The organism is Eggerthella sp. 1_3_56FAA, assembly GCF_000185625.1.
GTDB classification, from domain to species: domain Bacteria; phylum Actinomycetota; class Coriobacteriia; order Coriobacteriales; family Eggerthellaceae; genus Eggerthella; species Eggerthella lenta.
Window position 1 is genome coordinate 598,607 of sequence record NZ_GL622579.1, and the last position, 23,470, is coordinate 622,076.

At 64.3% G+C, this 23,470-nt stretch carries 21 protein-coding genes and 2 tRNA genes; 5 read left to right on the forward strand and 18 right to left on the reverse strand.

The annotated features are described in order from the left end of the window. The 3 genes from HMPREF1023_RS02590 to HMPREF1023_RS02600 form a co-directional block, all read right to left on the reverse strand. The coding region (locus HMPREF1023_RS02590) for a flavodoxin domain-containing protein (protein ID WP_009304590.1) at positions 1-460 on the reverse strand (460 nt) is incomplete at its 3' end. After that, a complete protein-coding gene (locus HMPREF1023_RS02595) occupies positions 457-1,095 on the reverse strand; it encodes a TetR/AcrR family transcriptional regulator (RefSeq protein WP_009304591.1) in 639 nt (212 codons plus the stop codon). The genes HMPREF1023_RS02590 and HMPREF1023_RS02595, both read right to left, overlap by 4 nt. A 289-nt stretch (positions 1,096-1,384) precedes the next feature. Next, complete coding sequence (locus HMPREF1023_RS02600) at positions 1,385-1,807, reverse strand: DUF488 domain-containing protein (RefSeq protein WP_009304592.1); 423 nt, start codon at positions 1,805-1,807, stop codon at positions 1,385-1,387. A gap of 244 nt (positions 1,808-2,051) precedes the next feature. Between HMPREF1023_RS02600 and HMPREF1023_RS02605 the strand changes: the two genes are divergently transcribed. After that, on the forward strand, positions 2,052-3,731 hold the full coding sequence (locus tag HMPREF1023_RS02605) for a bifunctional diguanylate cyclase/phosphodiesterase (protein ID WP_015760499.1): 1,680 nt from the start codon (positions 2,052-2,054) through the stop codon (positions 3,729-3,731). A 29-nt stretch (positions 3,732-3,760) separates the two neighbouring features. On the opposite strand, the gene HMPREF1023_RS02610 is transcribed toward HMPREF1023_RS02605, so the two are convergent. Together HMPREF1023_RS02610 and HMPREF1023_RS02615 are read right to left on the reverse strand one after the other, a co-directional pair. Further along, on the reverse strand, positions 3,761-4,261 hold the full coding sequence (locus tag HMPREF1023_RS02610; RefSeq protein ID WP_009304594.1) for a hydrogenase maturation protease: 501 nt from the start codon (positions 4,259-4,261) through the stop codon (positions 3,761-3,763). A 1-nt stretch (position 4,262) separates the two neighbouring features. After that, positions 4,263-4,691, reverse strand: coding sequence for a hypothetical protein (locus HMPREF1023_RS02615; protein WP_009304595.1), 429 nt, complete (start codon positions 4,689-4,691; stop codon positions 4,263-4,265). A gap of 97 nt (positions 4,692-4,788) precedes the next feature. Here HMPREF1023_RS02615 and HMPREF1023_RS02620 point away from each other — a divergent pair, with 97 nt between their 5' ends. Continuing rightward, positions 4,789-5,352, forward strand: a complete 564-nt coding sequence (locus tag HMPREF1023_RS02620; RefSeq protein ID WP_009304596.1) for an NADPH-dependent FMN reductase — start codon at positions 4,789-4,791, stop codon at positions 5,350-5,352. Positions 5,353-5,532: 180 nt separating this feature from the next. On the opposite strand, the gene HMPREF1023_RS02625 is transcribed toward HMPREF1023_RS02620, so the two are convergent. From HMPREF1023_RS02625 to HMPREF1023_RS02635, 3 genes are read right to left on the reverse strand one after another with little or no spacing between them, the layout of a single operon-like run. Further along, on the reverse strand, positions 5,533-6,231 hold the full coding sequence (locus HMPREF1023_RS02625) for a cytochrome b/b6 domain-containing protein (RefSeq protein ID WP_009304597.1): 699 nt from the start codon (positions 6,229-6,231) through the stop codon (positions 5,533-5,535). A gap of 1 nt (position 6,232) precedes the next feature. After that, positions 6,233-7,897 carry a nickel-dependent hydrogenase large subunit gene (locus HMPREF1023_RS02630; protein WP_009304598.1) on the reverse strand — a complete coding sequence of 555 codons (1,665 nt, stop codon included), beginning with the start codon at positions 7,895-7,897 and terminating at the stop codon, positions 6,233-6,235. Positions 7,898-7,903: 6 nt separating this feature from the next. Further along, positions 7,904-9,136: a hydrogenase small subunit gene (locus HMPREF1023_RS02635; RefSeq protein ID WP_009304599.1), complete on the reverse strand. Its 1,233-nt coding sequence runs from the start codon at positions 9,134-9,136 to the stop codon at positions 7,904-7,906. A 343-nt stretch (positions 9,137-9,479) separates the two neighbouring features. Here HMPREF1023_RS02635 and pheA point away from each other — a divergent pair, with 343 nt between their 5' ends. Beyond that, positions 9,480-10,331, forward strand: a complete 852-nt coding sequence (pheA, locus tag HMPREF1023_RS02640; protein WP_009304600.1) for a prephenate dehydratase — start codon at positions 9,480-9,482, stop codon at positions 10,329-10,331. 166 nt (positions 10,332-10,497) lie between these two features. Here pheA and HMPREF1023_RS02645 read toward each other — a convergent pair whose 3' ends face one another. The 8 genes from HMPREF1023_RS02645 to HMPREF1023_RS02680 all read right to left on the reverse strand — a co-directional run bounded on the left by HMPREF1023_RS02645 (position 10,498) and on the right by HMPREF1023_RS02680 (position 20,178). Next, positions 10,498-11,076 (reverse strand): manganese efflux pump MntP family protein, encoded by a 579-nt coding sequence (locus HMPREF1023_RS02645; protein ID WP_009304601.1) that lies wholly within the window; start codon positions 11,074-11,076, stop codon positions 10,498-10,500. A gap of 690 nt (positions 11,077-11,766) precedes the next feature. Next, positions 11,767-12,642 carry an adenine glycosylase gene (locus tag HMPREF1023_RS02650; protein ID WP_009304602.1) on the reverse strand — a complete coding sequence of 292 codons (876 nt, stop codon included), beginning with the start codon at positions 12,640-12,642 and terminating at the stop codon, positions 11,767-11,769. Further along, positions 12,633-13,193, reverse strand: a complete 561-nt coding sequence (locus HMPREF1023_RS02655) for an Rrf2 family transcriptional regulator (protein ID WP_009304603.1) — start codon at positions 13,191-13,193, stop codon at positions 12,633-12,635. The genes HMPREF1023_RS02650 and HMPREF1023_RS02655 overlap by 10 nt, the downstream gene beginning before the upstream one ends. Then, positions 13,193-14,746 carry a hypothetical protein gene (locus HMPREF1023_RS02660; protein ID WP_009304604.1) on the reverse strand — a complete coding sequence of 518 codons (1,554 nt, stop codon included), beginning with the start codon at positions 14,744-14,746 and terminating at the stop codon, positions 13,193-13,195. The genes HMPREF1023_RS02655 and HMPREF1023_RS02660 overlap by 1 nt, the downstream gene beginning before the upstream one ends. Positions 14,747-14,893: 147 nt before the next feature. Then, the gene (locus HMPREF1023_RS02665) at positions 14,894-15,613 is read right to left on the reverse strand and encodes an HAD family phosphatase (RefSeq protein ID WP_009304605.1); all 720 of its coding nucleotides are present in this window, start codon (positions 15,611-15,613) and stop codon (positions 14,894-14,896) included. Positions 15,614-15,665: 52 nt separating this feature from the next. Then, positions 15,666-17,537 carry an ABC transporter ATP-binding protein gene (locus tag HMPREF1023_RS02670; RefSeq protein WP_009304606.1) on the reverse strand — a complete coding sequence of 624 codons (1,872 nt, stop codon included), beginning with the start codon at positions 17,535-17,537 and terminating at the stop codon, positions 15,666-15,668. After that, entirely contained in the window at positions 17,534-19,696 is a 2,163-nt protein-coding gene (locus HMPREF1023_RS02675) for an ABC transporter ATP-binding protein (RefSeq protein ID WP_009304607.1), read from the reverse strand. Before HMPREF1023_RS02675 ends, HMPREF1023_RS02670 begins: the two co-directional genes overlap by 4 nt. Next, on the reverse strand, positions 19,687-20,178 hold the full coding sequence (locus HMPREF1023_RS02680) for a MarR family winged helix-turn-helix transcriptional regulator (protein ID WP_009304608.1): 492 nt from the start codon (positions 20,176-20,178) through the stop codon (positions 19,687-19,689). Before HMPREF1023_RS02680 ends, HMPREF1023_RS02675 begins: the two co-directional genes overlap by 10 nt. Before the next feature lie 199 nt (positions 20,179-20,377). Here HMPREF1023_RS02680 and HMPREF1023_RS02685 point away from each other — a divergent pair. Beyond that, a tRNA-Asp gene (locus HMPREF1023_RS02685) sits at positions 20,378-20,454 on the forward strand. 113 nt (positions 20,455-20,567) lie between these two features. After that, a tRNA-Asp gene (locus tag HMPREF1023_RS02690) sits at positions 20,568-20,644 on the forward strand. Positions 20,645-20,721: 77 nt separating this feature from the next. Here the strand turns inward: HMPREF1023_RS02690 and HMPREF1023_RS02695 are convergent. Next, a complete protein-coding gene (locus HMPREF1023_RS02695; RefSeq protein ID WP_009304609.1) occupies positions 20,722-21,369 on the reverse strand; it encodes a TIGR03936 family radical SAM-associated protein in 648 nt (215 codons plus the stop codon). Beyond that, positions 21,362-23,407: a TIGR03960 family B12-binding radical SAM protein gene (locus HMPREF1023_RS02700; RefSeq protein WP_009304610.1), complete on the reverse strand. Its 2,046-nt coding sequence runs from the start codon at positions 23,405-23,407 to the stop codon at positions 21,362-21,364. Before HMPREF1023_RS02700 ends, HMPREF1023_RS02695 begins: the two co-directional genes overlap by 8 nt. Positions 23,408-23,470: the final 63 nt, after the last annotated feature.

Sequence of the window (23,470 nt, forward strand, 5' to 3'; positions counted from 1 at the left end):
GCATGCCCTCGAGCATCTCGGCGGCGCGCGGGTCGGCGGCGGCGTTCTTCTCCTGCATCTTGAAGAACAGCTTCATGGCCAGCTTGTCCGGCAAGCCCAGGCGCTCGTAGGCGAACCCGCCGCGCAGGTAGAAGCGCTCCACGTCATCGAACTCCGGCGACGGCAGCTCCTTGGCAAGCGCCTCTTCCACCATGTCGGTCCATTCCACGGGCGTCGCGCCCACTGCGAACACGACGAACCGCGTCTGCAGATGCTTCTCACGGGCGCGCGCAAGCCACTTCTTGCCCGCGAGCCCTCCCGCATGAAGCCATCCGCCCAGCACCACCACGTCGAAACCGCTTGCGTCGAACCGCGGCTCGTCGCCGAGCGACACCACCTGGCACCCCAGCTCCTCCGCAAGCCACTCCGCGTAGCGCTTCGTGAACCCCGTCTGCGACGAATACACAACCACCGTGCTCATGCCCGCTCCCCTCCTCGAATGCCCCGCCCCGCCGCCGTATGCGCCCGCGCGAACCGCTCGACGTGGGCGGCGAGCCGCGGTTCGGCTTCCTCCCATGTCAGACCCGCATGCATGAGCATGAACGGGACGCCCTGCAGTTCGACGGCCATCTGCGCGGCGTCGTCGCGGACGAACTCGCCCGTGGCCATGAGGTGCTCGAAGATGGTGCGCTGCAGCGCCATGGGCTGCTCGACGAACACGAGGCGGTAGACGCGCCCCGCCTCCTCGCTCTCGAACTGGCTGATCACCAGCAAATGGCGCAGGCGCACCATGTACGGATCCTCGAAGAAGTAGCGAAACGACGGCAGCACCATCTCGTGCATGCGCTCGGCGTTCATCTCCTCGTACGGCGTCGCGTCGTCGGAGACGTCGAACAGGATGTTGCGCTCGCCGAAGAACCGACGCGTCCGCTCCAGCGCATCGCGCACGATGGCGTCGAATATGGCCTGCTTGCCGGAAAAATGATTGTACAGCGACGCGTCCTTGATGCCGACGGCAGCCGCGATGTCGCGCACCGACACCGCATGGAAGCCGCGCGATGCGAACAGCGCGAACGCCTCCTCGACGATGCGTTCCTTCGTGTCCTTCCCCCGCATGGTCTCTCCTCTACAAAACTAGCGACTGCTAGTATATTAACTAACGATCGCTAGTTTTTCAAGGGATGTCGCTCATTCCCTTTGTCATCCTGAGCGGAGCGCCGCAGGCGCGTAGTCGAAGGATCCCGCGTGGCGACAGCCGTAACGCTAACAGCTAACGCCGCACGGGATCCTTCGCGTCCCCGCTTCGCGGTGCCTCCCTGCGCTCGCTTCGTGTGCTCGGGAGTTCGACAGTACACCGGACTGTCGAATGCTTGCGCTCGATCAGGACGACAGGGGAGTTGCCTCCCTACTCCTTCTGGAACTCCTCCAACATCTCGGCAAGCACTTCTACATGGGAGCGGCGAGAGCGCGTGGCGGTTCCCACCAGCGCCACGGACTCGCAGTCCCCGTAACGGTCGAAGAACTGCGGCACGGCCTCACGCTCGCGCATATCCTCGCGGTAGGCATCGGCGTAGGCGTCCCACCCGATGTTGCCGTGGATATAGCGCTCCATCATGGTGGGCGCCGGGGCGAACAGCTTGTCGTGCACATAACGGGCATGGACGAGCTCCTCGACGAAATAGGCCAGGTCGTCGCGCTTCGTGAAGCCGGCCAGCTGGTTCGTGTTCTTCAGCCTCGTGTCCACCACGAGGTCGACCTTCCAGTCGACGAGGCGCTTGAAGAACTCTTCTGCCGAAGTCTCGTAAGCGCTGATGGTGTGGATGTGCATGAGCGGATGCTCCTTCGCGTCAATCGTTTCCTCCGGTACGTTACCCCAAGTTATGCCGGTGCGCGGTCGCAACGGCGCACTGTGGACAAAACGAGAAGCCTTCGTCATTGCGCCGCCATCCGGCACATTTTCCCATCGATGAAAATCTCCCCCTCTTCGATAAGCATTTACGCTCGAAAACGCACCGATTGCGTTTACAATACAGAAGGCATGCTCAACGGATCATTGAAACGGAGCGCACTTCTTGGACACGAAAGAAGCGCTGAAGTCGTTCGAGCTCGACGCGCGACTGTTCTACGACGCTATAGCGTTCAGCACGGACGACTACCTGTACATCATCGACATGCAACGCGATATCGCGCTCGTCTCCGACAACATGCGCGACGACTTCGACCTGCCGGACAGCCTCGTTCCCGGCCTCATCCCTCTCTGGAGAGAACTCATCGTCGAACGCGATCGGAAGCGCTTCGATGATTCGATCGACAGCATGCTCTCAGGGGAAACCGACTGCCACGATCTCGAATACCAGGTGAAGAACGCCTTGGGAGAAAGTATCTGGGTGATGTGCCGCGGACTTCTGAAGCGCGACGAGAACGGCCAGCCGACGATGTTCGCCGGCGTGGTCACCTGTCTGGAGCGCAAGGGTAAAATCGACTCAGTCACCGGGCTGTTCACGCACGACGAATGCATGAACCTCATCGATCGGCTCATCGCCTGCGAATCGCAGGGCGGCGTCATGCTGTTGGGGCTCGATGACTTTTCTCGCATCAACCTGCTGAACGGCCACGCTTTCGGAAACACCGTGCTCAGAATGTTCGCCCAGTCCACCCAACGCCTCATCCCCGAAGGAGCGTCCATGTTCCGCCTCGATGGCGACGTGTTCGCTATCGTGATGGACGGCGCCGGCTGCGCCGCCATGGAAGAGCTCTACCACGCCATCCACGTGGTTGCGAACCGCCAACACACCATCGACGACTTGAGCTTCTTCTGCATGGTGTCGGCCGGCATCGCGATGATCGGCCAAGACGCCCAGAGCGCCCAAGATCTGCTGCGCAACGCGGAGAACGCGTTGGAAGAGAGCAAACAGCGCGGCAAGAACACTTCCACGTTCTTCTCGTCCGCGACGATCGCGACGAAACTTCGCCGCCTGGAGATCAGCGACTACATGCAGTCTTCCGTCCTCGACGATATGAAGAACTTCGAGCTGTACTACCAGCCGCTCGTATGCGCGGAAACCATGGACATCGCCGGAGCGGAAGCGCTTTTACGTTGGAATTCCGAGGAGCACGGCCAGCTCTCGCCGGTGGAGTTCATTCCCGTGCTGGAGTCGTACGGGCTCATCGGCCAGGTGGGCCGCTGGGTGCTGGAGCGGTCGTTCACACAGTGCAAGCGCTGGTCGGAAACGCATCCCGGCTTCATCATGGACGTGAACATCTCCTACCTGCAGCTGCTCGACGCCGACTTCGTGCCGTTCGTGGAGCAGCTCGTCGAGCGCACCGGGGTCGACCCGGCGTCCATCGTGCTGGAGATGACCGAGAGCTACTTCGTCACCGACATGGACGCGCTGCGCGCCACGTTCGACCGTCTGCGCTCCATCGGCATCCGCATCGCCATGGACGATTTCGGCACCGGTTACTCGTCGCTTGGCCTACTGGCCCAGTCGCCCGCCGACATCGTGAAGATCGACCGCCTGTTCATCAAGGACATCCACCGGGAAGCGTTCAACCGCGCGTTCATAGATGCGGTCATCGAGCTGTGCCATAGCGTGGGCATCGAGGTGACGGTCGAAGGGGTGGAAGAACCCACCGAGCTCGACGCCGTGCGCGCCATCGGCGCCGACAGCATCCAGGGTTTCTTCGTCTCGTGCCCCATTCCGGCGCATAGCTTCGAGGAACGGTTCATCACGCCGCAGACGGCCTCTTAGTCCCGCGTCTTCCAGCGCATCAGATCGATCTAGGCCCGCGCTCGCAAAGGCGAGCCCAGGCGCGCAAGCTCCCCTGCCACCGTCTCGACCAACAGGGGCAGCGCCGCATCCACTTTCGGAGTCAGCCCCACGGTGACCACGGCAGGCGATGGGTTCTCCACCTGCATTCCCAGGCACAGGCCCTCGGCTTCGTAGCCTAAAAGCGCAGCGGCGTCGAACAGGTCGACCAGCTTGAGATCGTGCAGCGACGCTGTTGCTCCCGAATGGCGCGCCATGGCATCGGGCTCGAAGCGAAACACCGTGCCAGGATCGGCATCGGTGCCGTCAACCGCATCCACCGTGATGATAACGTCGTACTCGCGCACGCGCTCGATCATGTTGAGCGAGAGGCAACCCAAATCGAACAGCTCCACGTTGTCGGGAATATCGTATCGCGTCAGCAGCTCCTCGTACACGGCAGGGCCTACGCCGTCGTCGAGCATAAGCTTGTTGCCAACGCAGAACACCGCGATGCGCCGGGCAGCACCCACCTTACGCCCCCACCGTCGGGCGGATGACCAAGTTGTAGTACGTCGCCGCCGCGATCATCGCGATGCCTGCGATCACGCTCGCTATCGTCCAGATGCGCTCGCGCTTGAGGTACGTCTCCTTGTCCTGACCGAGGCTCGCCGCGCGATGCGCCGCGAAGGGCTGGCCCAGGATGGCGAACACCACCGTGCCCACCGTCAGCGTGAGCAATACGATCAACGCGATGCCTATTGCCAGCGGCGTGCGCTCGGTGAATGCCGCATAGAACGTGTTGTCGGCGAACAGCCAGATGGGATAGAACAGGATAGCGGCCCACATGCCGTGCGCGGGGCCCCAGATAGGCGGCAGGAACAGCGCGCCGATGTTGAGCCGGGGAATACCCTCGAGGAACTTCTCTTCGCGAGCGATCTGTTCGTCGGTCAATTCAGTCACAATTCGTTATCCCTTTCGTGCCTTCGTCGATTGTCTGCCATTATAGACGAGGAAGTCCCGCACATGAGGGGGCTTTAGCCGAGCGGAAGGAGACGTCATGAAGCTGCTGGCAATCGCAGGATCCCTGCGCGAGAACAGCTATAACCGGCAACTGGCCGAAGCGGCCGGAGCCCTGATGCGCGAGAAGCACCCGGAGGTCGGATACGGCATTCTCCGCTGGGAAGACGTGCCGTTCATGAACCAGGATATCGAGCATCCCGCCCCCGAAGCGGTGATGCGCGTGCGCGAGGCCGTTCGCGAAGCAGACGGCTTGTGGCTGTTCAGCCCCGAGTACAACCACGCGATCCCCGGACCGCTGAAGAACCTCCTGGACTGGCTGTCGCGCCCCGTAAGCGCCACCGAAGCGCAGGTGCTGGCGGAGAAGCCCGTCGCGCTGGCCGGCGCGAGCATCGGCATGAGCGGCGCCTCGCATGCTCAAGATCAGCTCGTGGGCATGCTGAGCTTCCTCGACGCGCACGTGATGAACAAGCCGCGTCTGTGCATCCCCCATATCGCCACGCAGGCCGACGAGCAGGGGCGCCTCAAGCTGGAATCCTCGGCACCCTACCTCGAAGCCCAAGCCGACGCCTTCGTCAGGTTCGTCGAGCGCGAACAGGGCTAGCGAGGACCTCCCTCATCTTGAGCGCGTGTCGAGGGGACGGGGGATTTGACACACGAAGTCCCCTGGTGCGTCAAATCCCCCGTCCCCTCCACACACCCCTGGCACGCGATTCCCCGCCCCACTCCGGACGTGAAAGGACCCGGTTTCCCGGGTCCTTTCGTCAGTGCCGAAGCTGGAAGCTTACGCCTTTTCGCCGTGCTTGAGGTCGTCCTCGCCCACGATGGTGTGCTTCTCGGGGTCGTACACCAGACCGCCGTGCTCTTTCCAGAAGAACATGAGCAGCGTCGGAGAGATGCCCTCGATGTTCGCCAGGTAGATATGGATGAGCATGAAGCAGATGAAGATGTACATCATGAAGTAGTGGATGATGCGCATCGACATGAGGCCGCCCACCAGATCAGTGCCTGCCGCAAAGAACGCCCAGTTCATCGTCGGAGCCCACAGGGCGAGACCCGTGTAGAACATCACGATGATGAGGATGGGGATGGCCAGGTAGCTGATCTTCTGAGGCACGCCGAGCTTGGCGCCCAGCGGGTGATCCTTCTTGAAGAACAGATAGTAGCGAATCCACGCGCCCAGCTGGTGACGGTTGTCAGCCTGCGGCAGCCACGTCTTGTAGTCCGTGACCTGGTAGCGGGTGCCGCCATCCGGCGCGGACTTCACGAAGAAAGCCATGATCACGCGGACGATGCAGTTGATGAACAGCACGAAGCCCAGGAACACATGAACTCCGCGGGCTATGCCCATGAAGCCGCCCCAGAACGGGAAGTGGATGCTGAAGCCCGTGATGATCAGGAGGATCATCGCAACAAGGTTGATCCAGTGCGTGATGACGAAGGGCATCGGATGCGCTTCGCGGTAATGTGCCAAGTGCGCCATGTTACTTCACCCCCCAAGGGCTCGTGACGGTCTCGAAGCTCTTGCCCGTCGCCGGCTCGGTGATGTGCACCGCGCAGGCCGTGCAGGGGTCGAAGCTGTGCACCGTGCGCAGCGCGTTGATCGGCTTCTCGATGTCGCCCACCGGGTTGCCGATAAGCGCCTGCTCCATCGGGCCGTGCTCGCCGCTCTCGTTGATGGGAGCGAGGTTCCACGTCGTCGGGATGATGATCTGATAACCCTCGATCTTGCCGTCCTTGATGCTCTCGGAGTGGTAGAGCGCGCCGCGCGGAGCCTCCCAGAAGCCCGTGCCGGCGCCGGTGATGGTGGACGGCTCGCGGAAGTACTCGCTGTCGCCGCTCTTCAGCGCCTCGATGAGCTCGGCAACCCAGTCCTTCATGAGGCCGGCGATGTAGAGCGTCTCGATCTGGCGAACGGCGGTGCGGCCGAGCGTCGACTGCGCGACCCCGATCTGCCCGGGAGCGCCGAGCGCTTCCAGAAGGCCGTCAACCTGCTCGACCACGAACGGCACGTTGCGCTTGTACGCGGCCAAGACGCGGGAAAGCCCGCCAGCCTCGTAAGGCTTGCCGTCGTAGGCGGGGCACTTGACCCACGTGTAGCGGTCCTCGACGTTGTACTCGGTGTACTCCGGCTCGGTGACGAAGTACGGCGACGTGTACGTGGCATCGCCCTTGTACCAGGAGCGGCCCATGTACTCGGTGATGAGATTCTCCTGCACGTCGGAGAGGTTGAGCTTGTCGTCGATGACGCCCATGGGCAGGTAGCGGTTCGCCATCTGCTCGGTGTAGCTGGCGTAGTCGCCCGGGCCCTCGAACACGCCCCAAGCCACATAGCGGCCGCAGCCCTTTCCCCAGTTCAACGCATCGATGTAGTACGGCGCGATAGCAAGGGTGTCGGGGATCATGGTCGACTCGACCCAGTCGTAAATCTCATCGGCAAGGGCTTTCAACTCGTCAAGCTTCTGATCGGTGGGCACGAAGGCCGTGCCGCCCGGTACCAGCGTCATGACGTGCGGCATCTTTCCGCCGATGATAGCGGAGATCTGCGAAGCCTTGGCCTGCATCGTCAGCGCCTCAAGGTAGTGAGCCGTGCAGATGAGGTCGAGCTCGGGCGGCAGCTGGTAAGCCGTGCCGTCCTCCGCGTCGAACCAGTTGCCGGAGAAGATGGACAGCTGGCCGTTGTCGGCGAAATTCGCCAGACGCTCCTTGAGCGCGACGAAGTCGCTGTTCATGGAGGTGCCTGCAGCCTGAGCAAGGTCGTAAGCGTCCGCCGGATCGGCCTTGAGGGCGTTCAGCGGGTTCACGTAGTCGAGGGCAGCCAGGTTGTAGAACCACAGGATATGGCTGTGCAGGAACTGCGCGCCTTCCAGCAGGTTGCGGATGATGCGCGCGTTGTTCGAGATCTTGATGCCGTAGGCTTTTTCGGCCGCGATAGCGGACGAGTGGGCGTGGGACACCGGGCACACGCCGCAGATGCGCTGCACGATCTGGGCAGCATCCTCGGGCGTGCGGTTCTCGACGACCATCTCCATGCCGCGGAAGCAGCCGCCGGACACCCAGGCATCGGAAACCTTGCCGTTGGTCACTTCCATCTCGACGCGGAGATGGCCTTCGATACGGGTAATCGGGTCGATGACTGAACGAGTCATAAGGGCTTACCTCCCTTCTTTTTTGTCGTCGTTGTTAAGGTCGGCCTCGTCGTACTTGCCGATGGACTTGTCGGGATGCTTCGCGTCCCAGCCGCGCACCTTCTCGAAGTCGGCGCCGCCGTCCATGCGGCCGGTGATCTTCATGCCGAAACCGTGCACCACGAGGGCCGCGGCAAGAATGCCGGTGATGCCGAGCGCGATAGTGCCGGGCTGAACCATCCAGTCGCCGATGCGCAGGTCGCGATGACGCTTGTAGAACGGGGTGTTGACCTCGACCCAGTTATGGCCGGGATCGTTCGGGTTGGCCTCGCAGCATCCGATGCAGGGAGCGCCGGACTGCACGCACCAGCTGCGACGGTTGTTCCACATGGTCACGCCGCAGTTCGCCTTCGTCTGAGGTCCGCGGCAGCCAAGCGGGTACAGGCAGTATCCCTTGGCCTCTTCCTCGGAGCCGAACTTGTACACGAACTCGCCGTTCTCGAAGTGGCCGCGGCGCTCGCAGTTGTCGTGGATCGTCTGGTCGAAGATGCCGGCAGGCTTGTCCTCGCTGTTGAGCGCGGGAAGCTTCTCAAGGAAGATCACGTCCGCCAGCACGGCCACGAGCCACTCGGGGTTGGCCGGGCAACCGGGAACGTTCACAACCGGCGTGTTGATGCCGGCCTTCTTCAGGAACGCCTGCACGCCGAGCGCACCCGCCTGGTTGGGATGAGCGCCCATCCAGCCGCCGTTGACCGCGCAGGAACCCAGCGCGACTACGGCGTTGGCTTTCTCGGCAGCCTCGATCAGATGCTCCGTACCGGGCTTGTCGGCGACGCGCAGAGCCTGGCCTCCCCAGCCTTCCAGCACAGCTCCCTCGTACACGAGGATGTAATTGCCGGCCTCGATCGTCTGCTCCTTGGCCTCCTCCATCGACCAGCCGGCTGCCGCCGACAGGGTCTCGGAGTAGTTGAGCGAGATCATGTCCAGCACGATCGAAGCCGCATCCGGCGTCTCGACCTGCGCAAACGACTCGGTACAACCCGTGCACGACGCGCCCTCGATCCAGATAACCGGATACAGCTTGCCCTTCGTTGCGCCGATCACAGATTTCTCGAGGGCCTGCGCCACGCGCGGCGCAGCGAGCTCGGACAATCCGGCCGCGACCGCAACGGCGCCGCAGAGCTTCATGAAGCTGCGGCGGCTGACGCCGCGCGCGGAAAGCATGTTCTGAAACTCTGAAACTGTGGCCTCTGTTTCCATGTGCACACCTCCTCAGGTGCTCTCGTCTTCCAATGCTTGCTGATTCAGTATTTTCCACGACTCCAGAATTAAAACGCACAGCGAGGGCGCGAGCGCAACGTTTGACCCGCAAGTGGCTGAAAAATGTTACGCATCAACATCCACGTAACATGAGTTATACACTTGATTAGCTACTTTATGCATTTTCATGCAGGGGGATACTTTTTTCGCCCCTCTCTATGCATACCGCTAACAGGTGAGAACTCCCGTTGGTTTCTCGTTCACCGCCGTTCATCTTGTCGTGAAGACGGGTATGATAGCACAAGCACGAATAACCGAGAACCCCGATAGAAGGATTGGACCCATGGCTTCAACCGAACCCGTATTCGCCTACCTCGGCCCTGCCGGAACCTACACCGACGAAGCCGCGCGCGCGTTCGCAGCCCGCCTCGGCATCGACGAGCCAAACCTGTTCGAGTGCGCCTCGTTCGACGAAGTGTTCGACTGCGTCGATCGCGGCAAATGCGAGTTCGGCGTGGTGGCGAAGGAGAACTCGCTCGAAGGGTCCGTCACGGCCACGCTGGACAACTTCTCCTTCAAAAGCTCGGCCACCATCCTCGGCGAAGAGGTCATCGACATCCACCATTGCCTTGTCATGCACCCCGACGCGAAGATCGAGGACGTTGCCACGGTGGCCTCGCACGCCCAGGGGCTCGCGCAGTGCCGCCGCTTCCTGAGCGAGCGCCTACCGGGCAGGTCCACCATCACCACGTCGTCCACCGCCGAGAGCGCGCGGCTGGTCATGGAGAACCCGCGCGTCGCGGGTATCGCCAACGCGTTCGCGGCCGAGCTGTACGGCGCGCGCGTCGAGGAGCGCGAGATCGAGGATCATTTCGGGAATCAGACGTCGTTCGCGCTCATCGGCCGCCAGGGGCATCCCCCCGTGTTCACCGGCGATCGCTACAAGACCTCGCTCGCGCTGTTCTTGCAGGTGGACCGCGCCGGCACGCTGAACATGATCCTGTCGGAGTTCGCCTACGCGGGCATCAACCTGTCGATGATCCAGTCGCGCCCTACCAAGCAGGCGCTCGGCGACTACATGTTCTTCATCGAGTTCAAGGAGAACGTGAACGACCTTGCCGTGCAGACCGCGCTCAACTGCCTGCGCCTCAAGCTGCGCGAGGTCAAGGTGCTGGGAAGCTATCCTATTATGTAGCCAACCTGCGCGGCGCGAAGCGGCGCGGGACGCCCAGTCGCTCAAACAGTCCTCGCTTCGCTGCGGAACTCGCTTGGTGGGAGCCCCGCGCCGCTTCGCGTCCTGAGTTCGGCGAGAAAAGCGAGACGAAGAAGGTAAAAGACGGAGTCTACGTCTCGTCCGGCTTCTAGAAGGCTATGATCCCCAGGTGTTCCAGCAGGATCTTGAGGCCGATGAGGATGAGGACGATGCCGCCGGCGACGGTGGCGGGCTTCTCGTAGCGGGCGCCGAAGCGGTGGCCCACGGCAACGCCGACGATGGACAGGGCGAACGTCGTGACGCCGATCAGCCCCACGGACGTGAGGATGTCCACGCGCAAGAACGCGAACGTGATGCCCACGGCCAGCGCGTCGATGCTCGTGGCGACGGCGAGCATCACGAGCTCGCGCAGGTCGAGCTTGCCGTCGGCCGGGCAGGACAGCTCCTCGTCGTCCTCATGGAAGGCGTCCCACAGCATCTTCCCGCCGATGAGGGCCAAAAGCACGAAGGCGATCCAATGATCCACCGGCGTGATGAACTGCTCGAACTGCGTGCCCAGCGCCCATCCGACAAGCGGCATGAGCGCCTGGAAGCCGCCGAAGAACAGCGCGACGACCGTCGCCTGGCGCAGGTTGAGCCGCTTCATGCACAGGCCTTTGCATACCGACACGGCGAACGCATCCATCGACAAACCGATCGCCAGCAACAACAGCTCCACGAATCCCATGGGTTTTCCTCTCGTCCGCTTGCGGCTCCCCTGGCCGCCCCGCACTCCACGGTTTGGGCATAAAAATACCGGCGTGCGCGCCGGCTGCATGATGAGCGGTGCGACGCGTGCGCCACACCGCGAGTCTTGTCGTTTAAGGTTGCGCCAGCTTCGAGCGGAAGCAGCATGTTGACGCAGCCGCCTCGTTCAAGGCCGACTACTCCCCCACGGGATGCGGCATATTCTAACACATGAAAGTCAAGAATCGTATGCAAGAATCATGCAAGAAACGCTATTTCGCGCACAAGAAACTATCGAGGAGCAATGCGTACGCGATTGAATAGGGAGAGTCCGCCCGGCGGCACTCGGTAGGTCGCGCGGCGCGCTGCATAGATTCAGCTCGCTCGACCATGCGCTCCGATCGCGGCGGGAAGCCCGGCGAGATTGGGCGCGAATCAGCCCCCATGACAATCTCGAGACCTGTTTTGCATGCCGTCCGATCAGGATCACGTGCAAAACCCCAGGTGGGTACTATTCAGCGAGCTTCTCGTAACCTGATTCCGCCGTCAGGATTGCCATGGGTACCGTTTTGCGTCCAAAGCGCTCGAAAACGCCGCCCTGCAAGAAAAGGATTCGACCGCATGCCATCCCAAGCGCGGACCGGAACCGGAGGAGGGCAAAGAATGCAACCTCCCGCCGCAGCGGGCCCCGTCAGGCGAAGAACGCGCCGCCCTCTCGGCGGAAGAAGCCTTCGGACACGAGGTCGGCCACGATGGACTCGAACGTGGCCGCGTCCACGCCGTCGCGCCCGGCGGCGCGCTCGAAGGCGTCGAGGCGCTCGGCCAGCTCGTCGGCGCCGATGCCCGGCTCGGCCAGCACGACGCGCACGAGCTCGGCGCGCTTCTGCCGCCGCGAGCCCTCGAAGGCCGACTGGCGCGCGTAGTGGGCGCTGCGCCGCGAAGGGTTCGCCACGAGCGTCTTGAGGTGCGCGCCGTAATCGAGCAGCGCGTAGTACCAGGCCCGGGCGTCGTCCTCGGGACAGGTGGACGCAACGAGCGGCGCCAGCTCGCGGTCGGAAACCTTGTCGCGGTCGGGGAACAGCTCGTGCAGGAACACCGTGCGCACGTTCGTCTCGATGTACACGGAGGGGCGGTTGTAGGCGAATGCCATCACGCCCGCCGCCGTGGCCGGACCGATGCCCGGAAGCGTTTCCAGCTCCTCAGCCGTGTCGGGCAGCAGCCCTCCCCGCTCGGCCGAACACGTCTCGGCCGCCCGCTTGAGCGCAAGCGCACGGCGGTTGTACCCCAGCCCCTGCCACTGCGCCAGCACGTCGGCCGTGCCTGCGGCCGCCAGGGAGTCGATGGTGGGAAACAGCGACAGGAAGCGCGTCCAGTGCTTCTCGACGCGAGCCACCTGAGTCTGCTGCAGCATGACCTCGCTCACCAGCACGGCGTACGGGTCGTCGATGTAACGCCAGGGCAGGTCGCGATGCAGCCGAGCGCCCTCGCGGCGCACAAGCTCCACGAACTCGTCGCGCCCGAGCGCCTCGGACGGCCACGCAACCGAGCCGGAACCCGCTATGCGCACGATTCGCACGCGCTCGCGTCGTCGGCTTCGGGAGCTTCCGCGGCAATGCGCGGCGTGGGCGCGGCGCAATGCGCAGCGCAGCGGACGGCGGCCGGAACCGCGTCTGCGTCCTTCGCCTTCGCCATAGCGGCTTCCACCACCGGATGCGACGCCCCCTGCTCGATGAGGTCCTTGAGCGTGATAGCGCCGAAGTAGGCGTTCAGCAGCCGATCGGCTCCCTGCCACAGCTTGTTGTAGGCGCAGTCCTTCTGTTTGTCGCAGTAAGCGGGATCCATCACGCACAGCGAGATGCTCACCGGCCCCTGAACCGCCTCGAGCACTTCCAGCAGGGTCACGGCGGCCGGATCGCAGTTGAGCGCGAGCCCGCCGCGGGCTCCGCGTACCGTCTTGATGAGCCCGCCCTTCACCAGGTCGTGCTGAATGCTGCGCGCGAAGGCGTAGGGAATGTCCTCCTGCTCGGCGATGTCGGACACCGAAACGTAGGCCTCCCCGCTCTTGTAAGCGGCCCTCAGTATCCGGCAAGCATAGTCGCAGCGGCGCGTGACGTCCATCAGTTCCCCTCTTCTCTATCGAGCAGGTCTTCCAGATGCTCCAGCTCGCGCCTGAAGTCGCTGACGACCGCCTCCTCGAGTGCGCGGTACTCGTCGGAATCGAGCGGCTGGTAGGCCGCCAGCTTGTCGTACAGGTTGTCCGCCGTCACCGGCAGGTAGCGGCGCGCGACGAGGCTGGCCTTGTAAGCCTCCTCGATGGCCTCGCGTGCGGCCATGTACATATCGTAGCGCGGCATCTGCGCTGAATAGCGCACAAGCGATGCACGGTCGATGCCGCGCAGGGACGGATGCTCGCGGGCTATCTCCATCCAGATGTCGTCGCGCTCGGACACCGTGGGAAAGTCGATGTCGATCACCGACAGCGGCTCCAGGAGGTCGAAGAAGAACGGGTCGATCTCCCCCGCCTCGGACGAGGAGGCCAGCACGAACACGTCGGGGTTCTCCACCGCCGAGCTGATGAGGCTGATGGCCTCGCGCGCGCCCCGCGACAGGCTGGCCATGATGAACCCGCCCAGATCGTCGCCGGCCGACTCCACCATGGGCGACATCCACAGATCCAAGTCCTCCAGCATGAGCACGCCAGCGCCCTCGAAGGCGTTGCGCGCCGCGTTGAGCTTCGGCTGGCGGTCGGCCTGCGCCATGACGCACAGCACCGGCATCCCCTGAAGGTTCTCCTCCATGTGCATGCGGATGGCCGGCAGCCCCAGCTCGCCCAGCGTGGCCGCCATGAATCGGTTCGCGTCCTCGCGCGCCGGAGAACGGAACAGCAGCGCGTCGGAGGCCGGCATGCGGTCCAGGCCGTGGCGCGCGTTCAGCAGCTCCACCAGCTCTTGGAAGCGCTCGTCGTGCTGCATGCCCACCCCGAAGTCGCGCATGAGCTTCACGGTCTCGTCGTAGCCCACGAGCTCGCGATACGTTATGTTCTCGAGGGACGACACCACCGCATGAGCGTCCGCGTCGTCGCCGCAAGCCTGGATGGCCTCGGCGAGCGACTTCTGCACCTCGGAGACGGACGGGGCCTTTTCGCCCTCCTCGCCGCCCTCGTCCGCCGCAGCGCTCTGAGCGGCCTGCGGCGCAGCCTCGGCGACGCACGCCGAAGACGGCTCGGTGACGTGCTCCACCCGCATGAGGCGCGCGGCATCGAAGCCCAGGAAGTCCTGGGAGATCATGTCGGTCATGTCCTCCAGGTCCTCGCGCGAAAGGCCGTACTCCTCCAGCTTGTCGAGCGCGAGGCTCTGCAGCTGCTCGGCGCAAGCCGCGGCCTCGTCCGAGGACAGGTAGGGCTCGAGGCGCTCGAACGCGTATTCGGCGATGGAGCGCTCCTTGAGCTTGCAGGCCAGCTGCCAGGCCTGCTTCAGGCCCTCGAGCGCCGCTTCGTCGACGGCGGAGCCTTCGCCGTGCTGCGCGCGCTCGAACGCCGCCAGATACAGATGCATGCCGAGGACCGCGTCGCCCGAAGCGCACGCCTGGGAAGCGAGCCGCAGGTACTCGGTCGAGGAATTGCTATGCTCGTCGTTCTGGCTGGGCGAGCTGTTCGCATCGTTCTCAAACATGGACCCAACCTCCTTTTCGATGTGATCGCACGTCGCGAGAAAATGACTATGTCCAGGTCACATTTTACCCAAGAAGAAAGCCCCCGCATAGGTCGAACCGCAAAAACCCCAAAACGTAAGCAACCCGAAGGGTATGAGCGCAAGGCTCTACCAGTCGAGGATCTCCCAGCCCTTTTCGCGCGCGGTGCGGGCGAGCGGCCGATCGGGCGACACGGCGCGAGGATGCTCCGCGGCCGACAGCACGGCGCGGTCGGAATGATGGTCGCCGTACGCGTAGGCGAGCTCCCAGTTGCCCGGCCCGAAACGGCTGTCGCCGAAGCGGCGCACGGCGGCCAGCTTCTCCTCCCCCTCCACCGGCAGACCCTCCACCGCGCGGGTGTAGGTGCCGTCGGTGGCCACGCTCATGCGCGTGGATATCTGGTTGTCGAACGGATGGTGCTCCATGGCGCGCAGGATGATAGGCTCGAACGTGGCCGAGATGACCACCACGGTGTCCCCCGCCTCGGCGTGGGCGCGCATGGCGGCATCCGCCTCGGGCCTGAACAGCGGCGCGATGCGCTCGTCGTAGAACTCGGCGAGGAAGGCGTCCACCTCGGCGGCGGGCTTGCCCTCGAACGCCGTGAACACGAGACCGCGCACAGCCGCCTCGTTCTGCGGCAGGCGCAGCTTGTAGGCGGCCGCCCACAGAAGGATGCGGAAGACGACTCGCTTCTTCAGCATCTTGCGACTCAGAAGGTGGCTGACCAGCAGCACGGGCGAGTTGCCCGCGATGCTGGTGCCGTCGAAGTCGAACACGGCAAGGCGCGCCTTGCTTTCAGGCGCGCCTTGCATCTGCGCTGATGCGCTCTCAGTTCCCGTTGCGGGCATACGTCGCTGTTCCCATTCCCTGAGCGAGGGGGCGAAGACGCGCCCGTATGCGCTAGTCCTCCACCTCGTCAATCGTCTCGGTGAACTGAGAATTATACAACTCCGCGTAGAAACCGCCAAGCGCCAGCAGTTCCTCGTGCGTGCCCTGCTCCACGATGTCGCCGTCGCGGATGACGAGGATGAGATCCGCGCTCTTGATGGTGGACAGGCGATGCGCGATGACGAACGAGGTGCGCCCGGCCATGAGGTTGTCCATAGCCTTCTGGATACGCTCCTCGGTGCGCGTGTCCACCGAGCTGGTGGCCTCGTCGAGGATGAGCATGCGGCGGTCGGCCAGGATGGCGCGCGCGATGGTCAGCAGCTGGCGCTGGCCCTGGCTGATGTTGCTGGCGTCCTCGTTGATCTCGGTGTCGTAGCCCTGCGGCAGCGTCTGGATGAAGTGGTTGACGTAGGCCGCCTTCGCCGCCGCCTCCACCTCCTCGTCGGTGGCGTCCAGCTTGCCGTAGCGGATGTTGTCGCGGATGGTGCCGTGGAACAGCCACGTGTCCTGCAGCACCATGCCGAACAGGCTGCGCAGATCGTCGCGCGCGAAATCGCGGATGTCCGTGCCGCCGATCTTGATGCAGCCCGACTGCACGTCGTAGAAGCGCATGAGCAGCTTGACCATGGTGGTCTTGCCGGCGCCCGTGGGGCCGACCAGCGCGACGGTCTGGCCTTCCGACACCTGGGCCGAGAAGTCCTTGATCACCGGCTTCTCCGGATCGTAGCCGAAGCGCACGTGGTCGAACTGCACGTTGCACTCCACGTCGGCGGTACGGGCGGTCGCATGGTCGGGCTCCTCCTCGGGCGCGTCGAGGAACTCGAAGATGCGCTCGGCGGCCGCGGCCATCTGCTGCAGCACGTTGGACACCTGCGTGAGCTGGGTGATGGGCTGCGTGAAGTTCTTCACGTACTGGATGAACGCCTGGATGTCGCCCACCGTGATGATGCCCTGCACGGCCAGGAAGCTGCCGGCGATGGCGACGGCCACGTAGCCCAGGTTGCCGACGAACGTCATGATAGGCTGCATGAGGCCGCTGAAGAACTGCGACTTCCACGCCGACCCGTACAGCTTCGCGTTCGTCTCGTTGAAACGGTCGACCGTGCCGTCCTCGCGGTTGAACGCCTTCACGATGGCGTGACCCGAGAACGTCTCCTCCACGATGCCGTTGATCTTGCCGAGCGTGCGCTGCTGCGCCACGAAGTACTTCTGCGAGCGCTTCACCACCACCATGATGAGCACGATGGAAACCGGAAGAATGACCACGGTGATCAGCGTCATGAGCGGGTTGATGGACAGCATCATGATGAGCACGCCGACGATGGTGGTCACCGACGTGATGAGCTGGGTGACGCCCTGGTTCAGGCTCTGGCCCAGCGTGTCCACGTCGTTCGTGATGCGCGACAGGGTGTCGCCCACGCTCGTGCGCTCGAAGTAGCCCATGGGCATGCGGTCGATCTTGTCGGCGATGGCGCCGCGCAGCTGGTAGCACGTGCGCTGCGAAACCGAGCTCATGATCCAGCCCTGCACGAACGAGCATGCCGCGGACAGCAGGTACAGGCCCAGCGTGAACACGAGGATCCGCGCGATCGCGTCGAAGTCGATGCCGCCCGAGCCGTCGATCTTCGCCACGATGCCGTTGAACAGCTCGGTAGTGGCCGTGGACAGCACCTTCGGCCCCACGATGTTGAAGATGGTGGAGCCCACGGCGAATACGAGCACCACCACGATGGCCGCCTTGAAGCGACCCATGAAGGCGATCAGCTTGGCAAGCGTTCCCTTGAGGTTCTTCGGCTTCTCGCCGGGCATCATGCGCCCGCCGGGACCGTGGCCCATGGGTCCGCGGCGAGGTTCCTGCGCCTGGGCGTTCTCCTGCGCGCTCATGCCGCATCACCTCCGTTCAGCTCGGCTTCCGACAGCTGGGACATCGCGATCTCCCGATACTCCTCGCAGGTTTCCATCAGCTCCTCGTGCGTGCCCTGGCCCACGATGCGGCCGTCGTCCAGCACCACGATGCGGTCGGCATGCAGCACCGTCGAGATGCGCTGCGCCACGATGACCACGGTCTTGCCGCCCAGGCGCGTGTGCAGCTCCTGGCGCAGCGCGGCGTCGGTCTTGTAGTCGAGCGCCGAGAAGCTGTCGTCGAACAGGTAGGCGCGCGCCTCGGTGGCCAGCGCACGGGCGATGGCCAGGCGCTGGCGCTGGCCGCCCGACACGTTCGAGCCGCCTTGCGACACGCGCGTGCCCAGGCCTTCCTCCTTCGAGGCGACGAATTCCGACGCCTGGGCGATGTCGACGGCCTCCCTGATGCGGTCGACGGGCATCCCCTCGTCCGCGTAGGCCACGTTCGACTCGATGGTGCCTGAGAACAGAAACGCCTTCTGCGGCACGTAGCCCAGCTGCTCGCGCAGCGCCTGCTGCGTGACGTCGCGCACATCCACGCCGTCGATGGTGACCGAGCCCTCCGTCACGTCGTAGAAGCGCTCGATGAGCTTGATGACCGTCGACTTGCCCGATCCGGTAGAGCCGATGAGCGCCGTGGTCTTGCCGGGCTCGGCCGTGAAGTCGATGTGCTCGAGCACGCATTCCTTCGAATCGCCGTAGCGGAAGCTGACGTCGTTGAAGGCGATGGTCGCGCCCTCGCCCGAGCGGCGCAGCTCGGCGTCGCGGGCCTTGTCGGCGGCCGGGTCGCAGATGGTGGGCTTTGTTTCCAGCACCTCGTTCACGCGCTGGGCCGCCACGTCGGCGCGCGGCAGCATGATGGAGATCATGCCGATCATGAGGAAGCTCATGATGATGACCATCGCGTAGGTGATGAACGCGATGAGGTCGCCCGTCTGGATGGTGCCGTTGTCGATGTAGCCGCCGCCCACCCACACGATGAGCACCGACACGCCGTTCATGATGAGCATCATCAGGGGCATCATGAACGTCATGACGCGGTTCGTGAACAGCTGCGTCTTCATGAGCTTGGTGGAAGCCTCGTCGAAGCGCTTCTCCTCGTAGGGCTGGCGGTCGAACGCGCGGATGACGGGCAGGCCCGTGAGGATCTCGCGCGACACGAGGTTCACGCGGTCGATGAGGGTCTGCATGATCTGGAACTTGGGCAGCGCCACGCGCATCAGCACCATGATGAGCACGAAGATGACCGCCACGGCCAAGATGATGATCCAGCTCATGGCGAGGTTCGTGCGCGAAACCATGATGATGCCGCCGATGGCGAGGATGGGCGCGTACAGCACCATGCGCAGCAGCATGACGGTGACCATCTGCACCAGCTGGATGTCGTTCGTGCCGCGCGTGATGAGCGAGGCGGCCGAGAAGCTTTGCACCTCGGCGTCCGAGAACGACACCACGCGGCGAAACAGCTTCGAGCGCAGCGTGGCGCCCACCTTCGCGGCCGTGCGCGAGGCGATGAAGCCCACGAGCACGGCGGCGACCATGCCGAGGGCGGCAAGCCCCAACATCAGGAGGCCGATGCGCACGAGGTAGCCCATCTGCATGTCGGACAGATTGTAGCCGAGCGACTCGTACTCAGCCTTGGCGGCGGCGATGGCCTGCTGGTCGACGATGGAGTCGCCCATGTCCCCCATATGCTGCTTGGCCTCGTCCAGCATATCGAGGATCTTCTGCTTGTCGATAGCGCCGGCCTCGTAGGCCTGCATCACCTGGTCGAGGTCGAGGTCGGGGATCTGGCTGGAATAATGGATGGCAACCAGCGGCAGGGCCACCATGCGGTCGAGCTCCTCCTGCTCCTTCTTGCCCTGGTCGTTGAGCTTGTACGTGCCGTCGTCCGTCTCGGTGTAAGCGTCGCGGAACGTCTGCTCGTCGTCGACCGGAAGCATCATAGCGATCTCGTCATGGGTCTTGGCCGTCATCTCGTCGGTGGCCGCATGCTCCACGCCGGACTGCTGGATGCCCACATCGACGATATCGGACGTGTAGTGCGGCAGCGCCAGGTCGGTGAACGCCTGCACGACGAGCAGGCACACGATGAGCAGCACGGCCACCTTGCAGTTCTTCAGATAGCGAATTATGCGCACGGCGCCTCATCTCCTTCCGCGCGGCTCTTGCACGTCGCCTCAGGATCCAGCTCGTGGAACTCGACCACTTTGCGCAGGATGCGAACGAGATGCCGCATGTCCTCGATACCCACGTGCTCCATGACCGCGTCCATGTGCTCGTCGCGCAAACGTCTGCCCTCGGCAGCGAAGCGCTCGCCCTCTTCGGTGAGGCTTACCGACACGGCGCGGTAATCGCCGCTTGCGCGGTGCCGCTCGATGAGGCCCTTCTCCTCGAGGGTCTTGAACGTCTGGGACAACGCGCTCGGCGTCGTGTGCGTCAGCTCCGCGACGCGACCCGGCCTGACGTCCTCGCACGTATGCTGAAGAGCGCTGACCGTCATCATCGTGCGCGCCTCGGACGGCGTCACGCCTTCGGGCGTTGGCGGCGTGAACCGCTCGCGCCGTGAGCGCTGCATAAGCTCGTACAGCTCGCGTTTCGTCTCATTGAACGAATCCGTCATCTCATCTTCCTTGCCTTCGATTCCTGTCGTATACAATTTAGTCGCTAAACTTTATCACTACTGTGAAATTTCACACCAAAATGTTTCCCTCATCACAGAACCTGCATGCGAACCCGGCGCACGCTTTCCCAAACTTTTTCAAATTGGGGTATTGCGCGAATCGGCGACACCCGGTAATATATTCCGCGCTGCAAAGCACGGGGTGTTAGCTCAGTTGGTTAGAGCGCCGGCCTGTCACGTCGGAGGTCGCGAGTTCGAGTCTCGTACATCCCGCCATCTGAATGCTAAGAACCCGCTTCGGCGGGTTCTTTTCGTATCGGGGAAATTCGTCATAATAATGATTGCACAGCGAAGGTTCTTCCGGTAGAATAGCTTTCGCTGCAAAGCACGGGGTGTTAGCTCAGTTGGTTAGAGCGCCGGCCTGTCACGTCGGAGGTCGCGAGTTCGAGTCTCGTACATCCCGCCATCTGAATACAGAAAGCCCGCCGATCGGCGGGCTTTTTTCTTGCTCGAAGCGGGCGCGGAAGATGCGACCCCTCCCCGTCAGCGGGCGGCGCGCTGTTCGGTGCGCATGACCGACAGCACGCGCAACGGCGCGACGCCTTCGGGAGCTACGGCATCGGCTGCTTCGCAGCACGCGCGCAGCAACACGTCGGGACGTAGCGAGCCCGTCGGCTTCGATTCCAGCGAGAACGTGGCCACGGCGCCGGACAGCTCCAGCTCCCCCACGAGGAAATCGGCCGTGCACAGCACTTTCTCCTTCTTCTTGCGCACCACCGTCACTTCGTCTGGCACCGGGAAGGTTGCGGGAGGGTGCGACAACAGCGCACGGTAGACGGCGATAGGGTACGCCGCCGAAGCGGCCGGCGCGTGCGGCTCGATGTAGTCGCACGCCTTCACCATCAGGTCGGGCACGCTTGCGCGCTGCAGCGCCTCGAGCGCCTCGTCGACAGGCACGTAGCGCGTCATCTGCAGGTCTGCCAGCTCGTGCGTGCCGCCCACACCCACGGGCAACGCCGCGCCGAACGCGATCTTCATATGGGGCGAGAAGCCCTGGCTCACTGCGAACGGCAGGCCTGCGCGGCGCACCGCGCGCTCGAGGGCGCGCGCCACTTCGAGATGAGACAGCATCGCCAGGCGTCCCTGCTTGCAGAACGTCATGCGCAGACGGAACAGGTTCGGATCAGGCATGGGTCGCCTCCTTTCCGGCGCCTTCGCGCCGCGCGGGATCCTTCGTCTCGCTTCGCTCTCCCAGGATGACGGAGGAGGCGTCGGCTTCGCCGCTTTGCCCGGGATGGCGAAGGAGCTCGGATTCGGCGCTTCGTCCAGGACGGCACGAGGGCTCGACCGCGTTCGAGCCGGACGCCACGCGGGGCTGGGCCAGCTCGTTGTCCACCCCGAGCGTCGGGCACGCGCCGCAGGCCGAGCAGTTCTCGAACGTGCAGTCGGGCGTCGTGCGGCCCTCGTCGGCCAAGCGGCGCTCGCGCGCCAGCCACCGCGTCGACACGCCGGTGGAGATATGCTCCCACGGCATGACGCGGGTCGTGGGATACGCCGTCTGCGCGATGGCGGCCGGGTCGATGCCCACCTCGTCCGCCGCCTCGCGCCAAGCGGCCTCTGCGAAGCACTCGGTCCACGCGTCGAAGCGCGCGCCCCGGCGCCAGGCGGCCTCCACCCACGCGGCGGCCTCGCGCCCCGCGCGGCTCATCACGGCCTCCACGAAACTGGTGGCCGGATCATGCCAGTGCACGTCCACGGCGCGGTACTTCACCGAGTTGCGCAGCAGCTGCACGCGCCGCAGCGCCTCCTCGGGCGGGATCTGCCCGTCCCACTGGAACGGCGTCTGCGCCTTCGGCACGAACAGCGCGCACGACACGCTCATGCGCAAGGATCCGCGCTGCTCGGGCGGCGTGGCGGCCTTCATGCGGTCGTAGGCTCGCTGCGCGAGGCTCGCGATGCCCTTGATGTCGTCGTCGGTCTCGGTGGGAAGGCCTATCATGAAGTACAGCTTGCAGCGGCGCCACCCCGCCTTGAACGCGGCGTCCAACGCGCCGAACAGGTCGTCTTCGGTGACGTTCTTGTTGATGACGTCGCGCAGGCGCTGCGTGCCCGCCTCGGGCGCGAACGTGAGGCCGCCCTTCTTCTGGCCGGCCACCAGCTCGGCCATATCCACGCCGAACGAGTCGAGGCGCTGCGAAGGCACCGAGATGCGCACGCCCTTCCCGTCGCAGGCGCGGTTGATGCGCGTGAGGATGGAGGCGATCTGCGAGTGGTCGGTGGACGACAGCGACGTGAGGCTGACCTCGTCGTAGCCCGTCTCGGCCAGGCCTTGCACCACCGATTCCACCACGTTGTCGGCCGAGCGCTCGCGCACGGGGCGGTACATCATGCCCGCCTGGCAGAAGCGGCAGCCGCGGGCGCACCCGCGCAGGATCTCGACGTTCAGCCGATCGTGCACCACCTCGGTGAACGGCACGATGCACGGCTCCCAGCCAGGGCTTTCCGCGAAGCCCTCGAACAGGCTCTTCTCGATGCGCAGAGGCAGGCCCTCTTCCAAAGGCTCGATCCACGAGCCCGCTTCCTGCGCCTCGTCCTCGGCGCGCCAGCGGTACAGCGACGGCACGTACCAGCCCGGCTCGTCAGCCAGCGCGCGCAGGATGTCGGCGCGCGCAGCGCCCTCGGCGCGCAGGCGGCGGACGACGGCCAGGCCGCGCGGCAAGGCCTCCTCCCCTTCGCCGATGCTGAACGCGTCGAAGAACGGCGCGTAGGGCTCGGGGTTGTAGGCGCAGGGGCCGCCCCCCACCACGAGCGGGTCGCTTTCGGCGCGCTCGTCTGCATGCAGCGGAATGCCTGCCAAATCGAGCGTCTCAAGCACGTTCGTAGCCGCCAGCTCGTGCGGCAATGTGATGCCCACGGCGTCGAACTCGGCGAGCGGCGCGCAGCTCTCTATACTGAACAGCGGGATGCCCTCGGCGCGCAGCGTGTCGCACATGGCGGGCGCGGGAAGAAACGCGCGCTCGGCGGCCATCCCGTCGACGGCGTTCACCACGTTCACGAGGATGCGCAGCGCCTGGTTCGCCTGCCCCAGCTCGTAGGTATCGGGATACACCATGCAGAAGCGGAAGTCCGCTTCGGGCTTGTACACGCAGCCGAACTCGTGGTTGAGGTAGCGCGCGGGGCGCTCCGCAGCGGCGAGCAGCGGCTCCAGACGCGGCCAGAGATCCGTCATCGAACTCGTTTCCCTTCTTCGGTTTGCTTTAGCGGGAGAATCAGCGGACTTTGCCGGAAGCGA

Coding starts and splice junctions, on each gene's coding strand:
- HMPREF1023_RS02595 (WP_009304591.1), bottom strand. CDS start 1,095: ATGCGGGGGAAGGACACGAAGGAACGCATCGTCGAGGAGGCGTTCGCG.
- HMPREF1023_RS02600 (WP_009304592.1), bottom strand. CDS start 1,807: ATGCACATCCACACCATCAGCGCTTACGAGACTTCGGCAGAAGAGTTC.
- HMPREF1023_RS02620 (WP_009304596.1), top strand. CDS start 4,789: ATGAAGCTGCTGGCAATCGCAGGATCCCTGCGCGAGAACAGCTATAAC.
- HMPREF1023_RS02625 (WP_009304597.1), bottom strand. CDS start 6,231: ATGGCGCACTTGGCACATTACCGCGAAGCGCATCCGATGCCCTTCGTC.
- HMPREF1023_RS02630 (WP_009304598.1), bottom strand. CDS start 7,897: ATGACTCGTTCAGTCATCGACCCGATTACCCGTATCGAAGGCCATCTC.
- HMPREF1023_RS02635 (WP_009304599.1), bottom strand. CDS start 9,136: ATGGAAACAGAGGCCACAGTTTCAGAGTTTCAGAACATGCTTTCCGCG.
- pheA (WP_009304600.1), top strand. CDS start 9,480: ATGGCTTCAACCGAACCCGTATTCGCCTACCTCGGCCCTGCCGGAACC.
- HMPREF1023_RS02645 (WP_009304601.1), bottom strand. CDS start 11,076: ATGGGATTCGTGGAGCTGTTGTTGCTGGCGATCGGTTTGTCGATGGAT.
- HMPREF1023_RS02655 (WP_009304603.1), bottom strand. CDS start 13,193: ATGGACGTCACGCGCCGCTGCGACTATGCTTGCCGGATACTGAGGGCC.
- HMPREF1023_RS02660 (WP_009304604.1), bottom strand. CDS start 14,746: ATGTTTGAGAACGATGCGAACAGCTCGCCCAGCCAGAACGACGAGCAT.
- HMPREF1023_RS02665 (WP_009304605.1), bottom strand. CDS start 15,613: ATGCCCGCAACGGGAACTGAGAGCGCATCAGCGCAGATGCAAGGCGCG.
- HMPREF1023_RS02670 (WP_009304606.1), bottom strand. CDS start 17,537: ATGAGCGCGCAGGAGAACGCCCAGGCGCAGGAACCTCGCCGCGGACCC.
- HMPREF1023_RS02680 (WP_009304608.1), bottom strand. CDS start 20,178: ATGACGGATTCGTTCAATGAGACGAAACGCGAGCTGTACGAGCTTATG.
- HMPREF1023_RS02695 (WP_009304609.1), bottom strand. CDS start 21,369: ATGCCTGATCCGAACCTGTTCCGTCTGCGCATGACGTTCTGCAAGCAG.
- HMPREF1023_RS02700 (WP_009304610.1), bottom strand. CDS start 23,407: ATGACGGATCTCTGGCCGCGTCTGGAGCCGCTGCTCGCCGCTGCGGAG.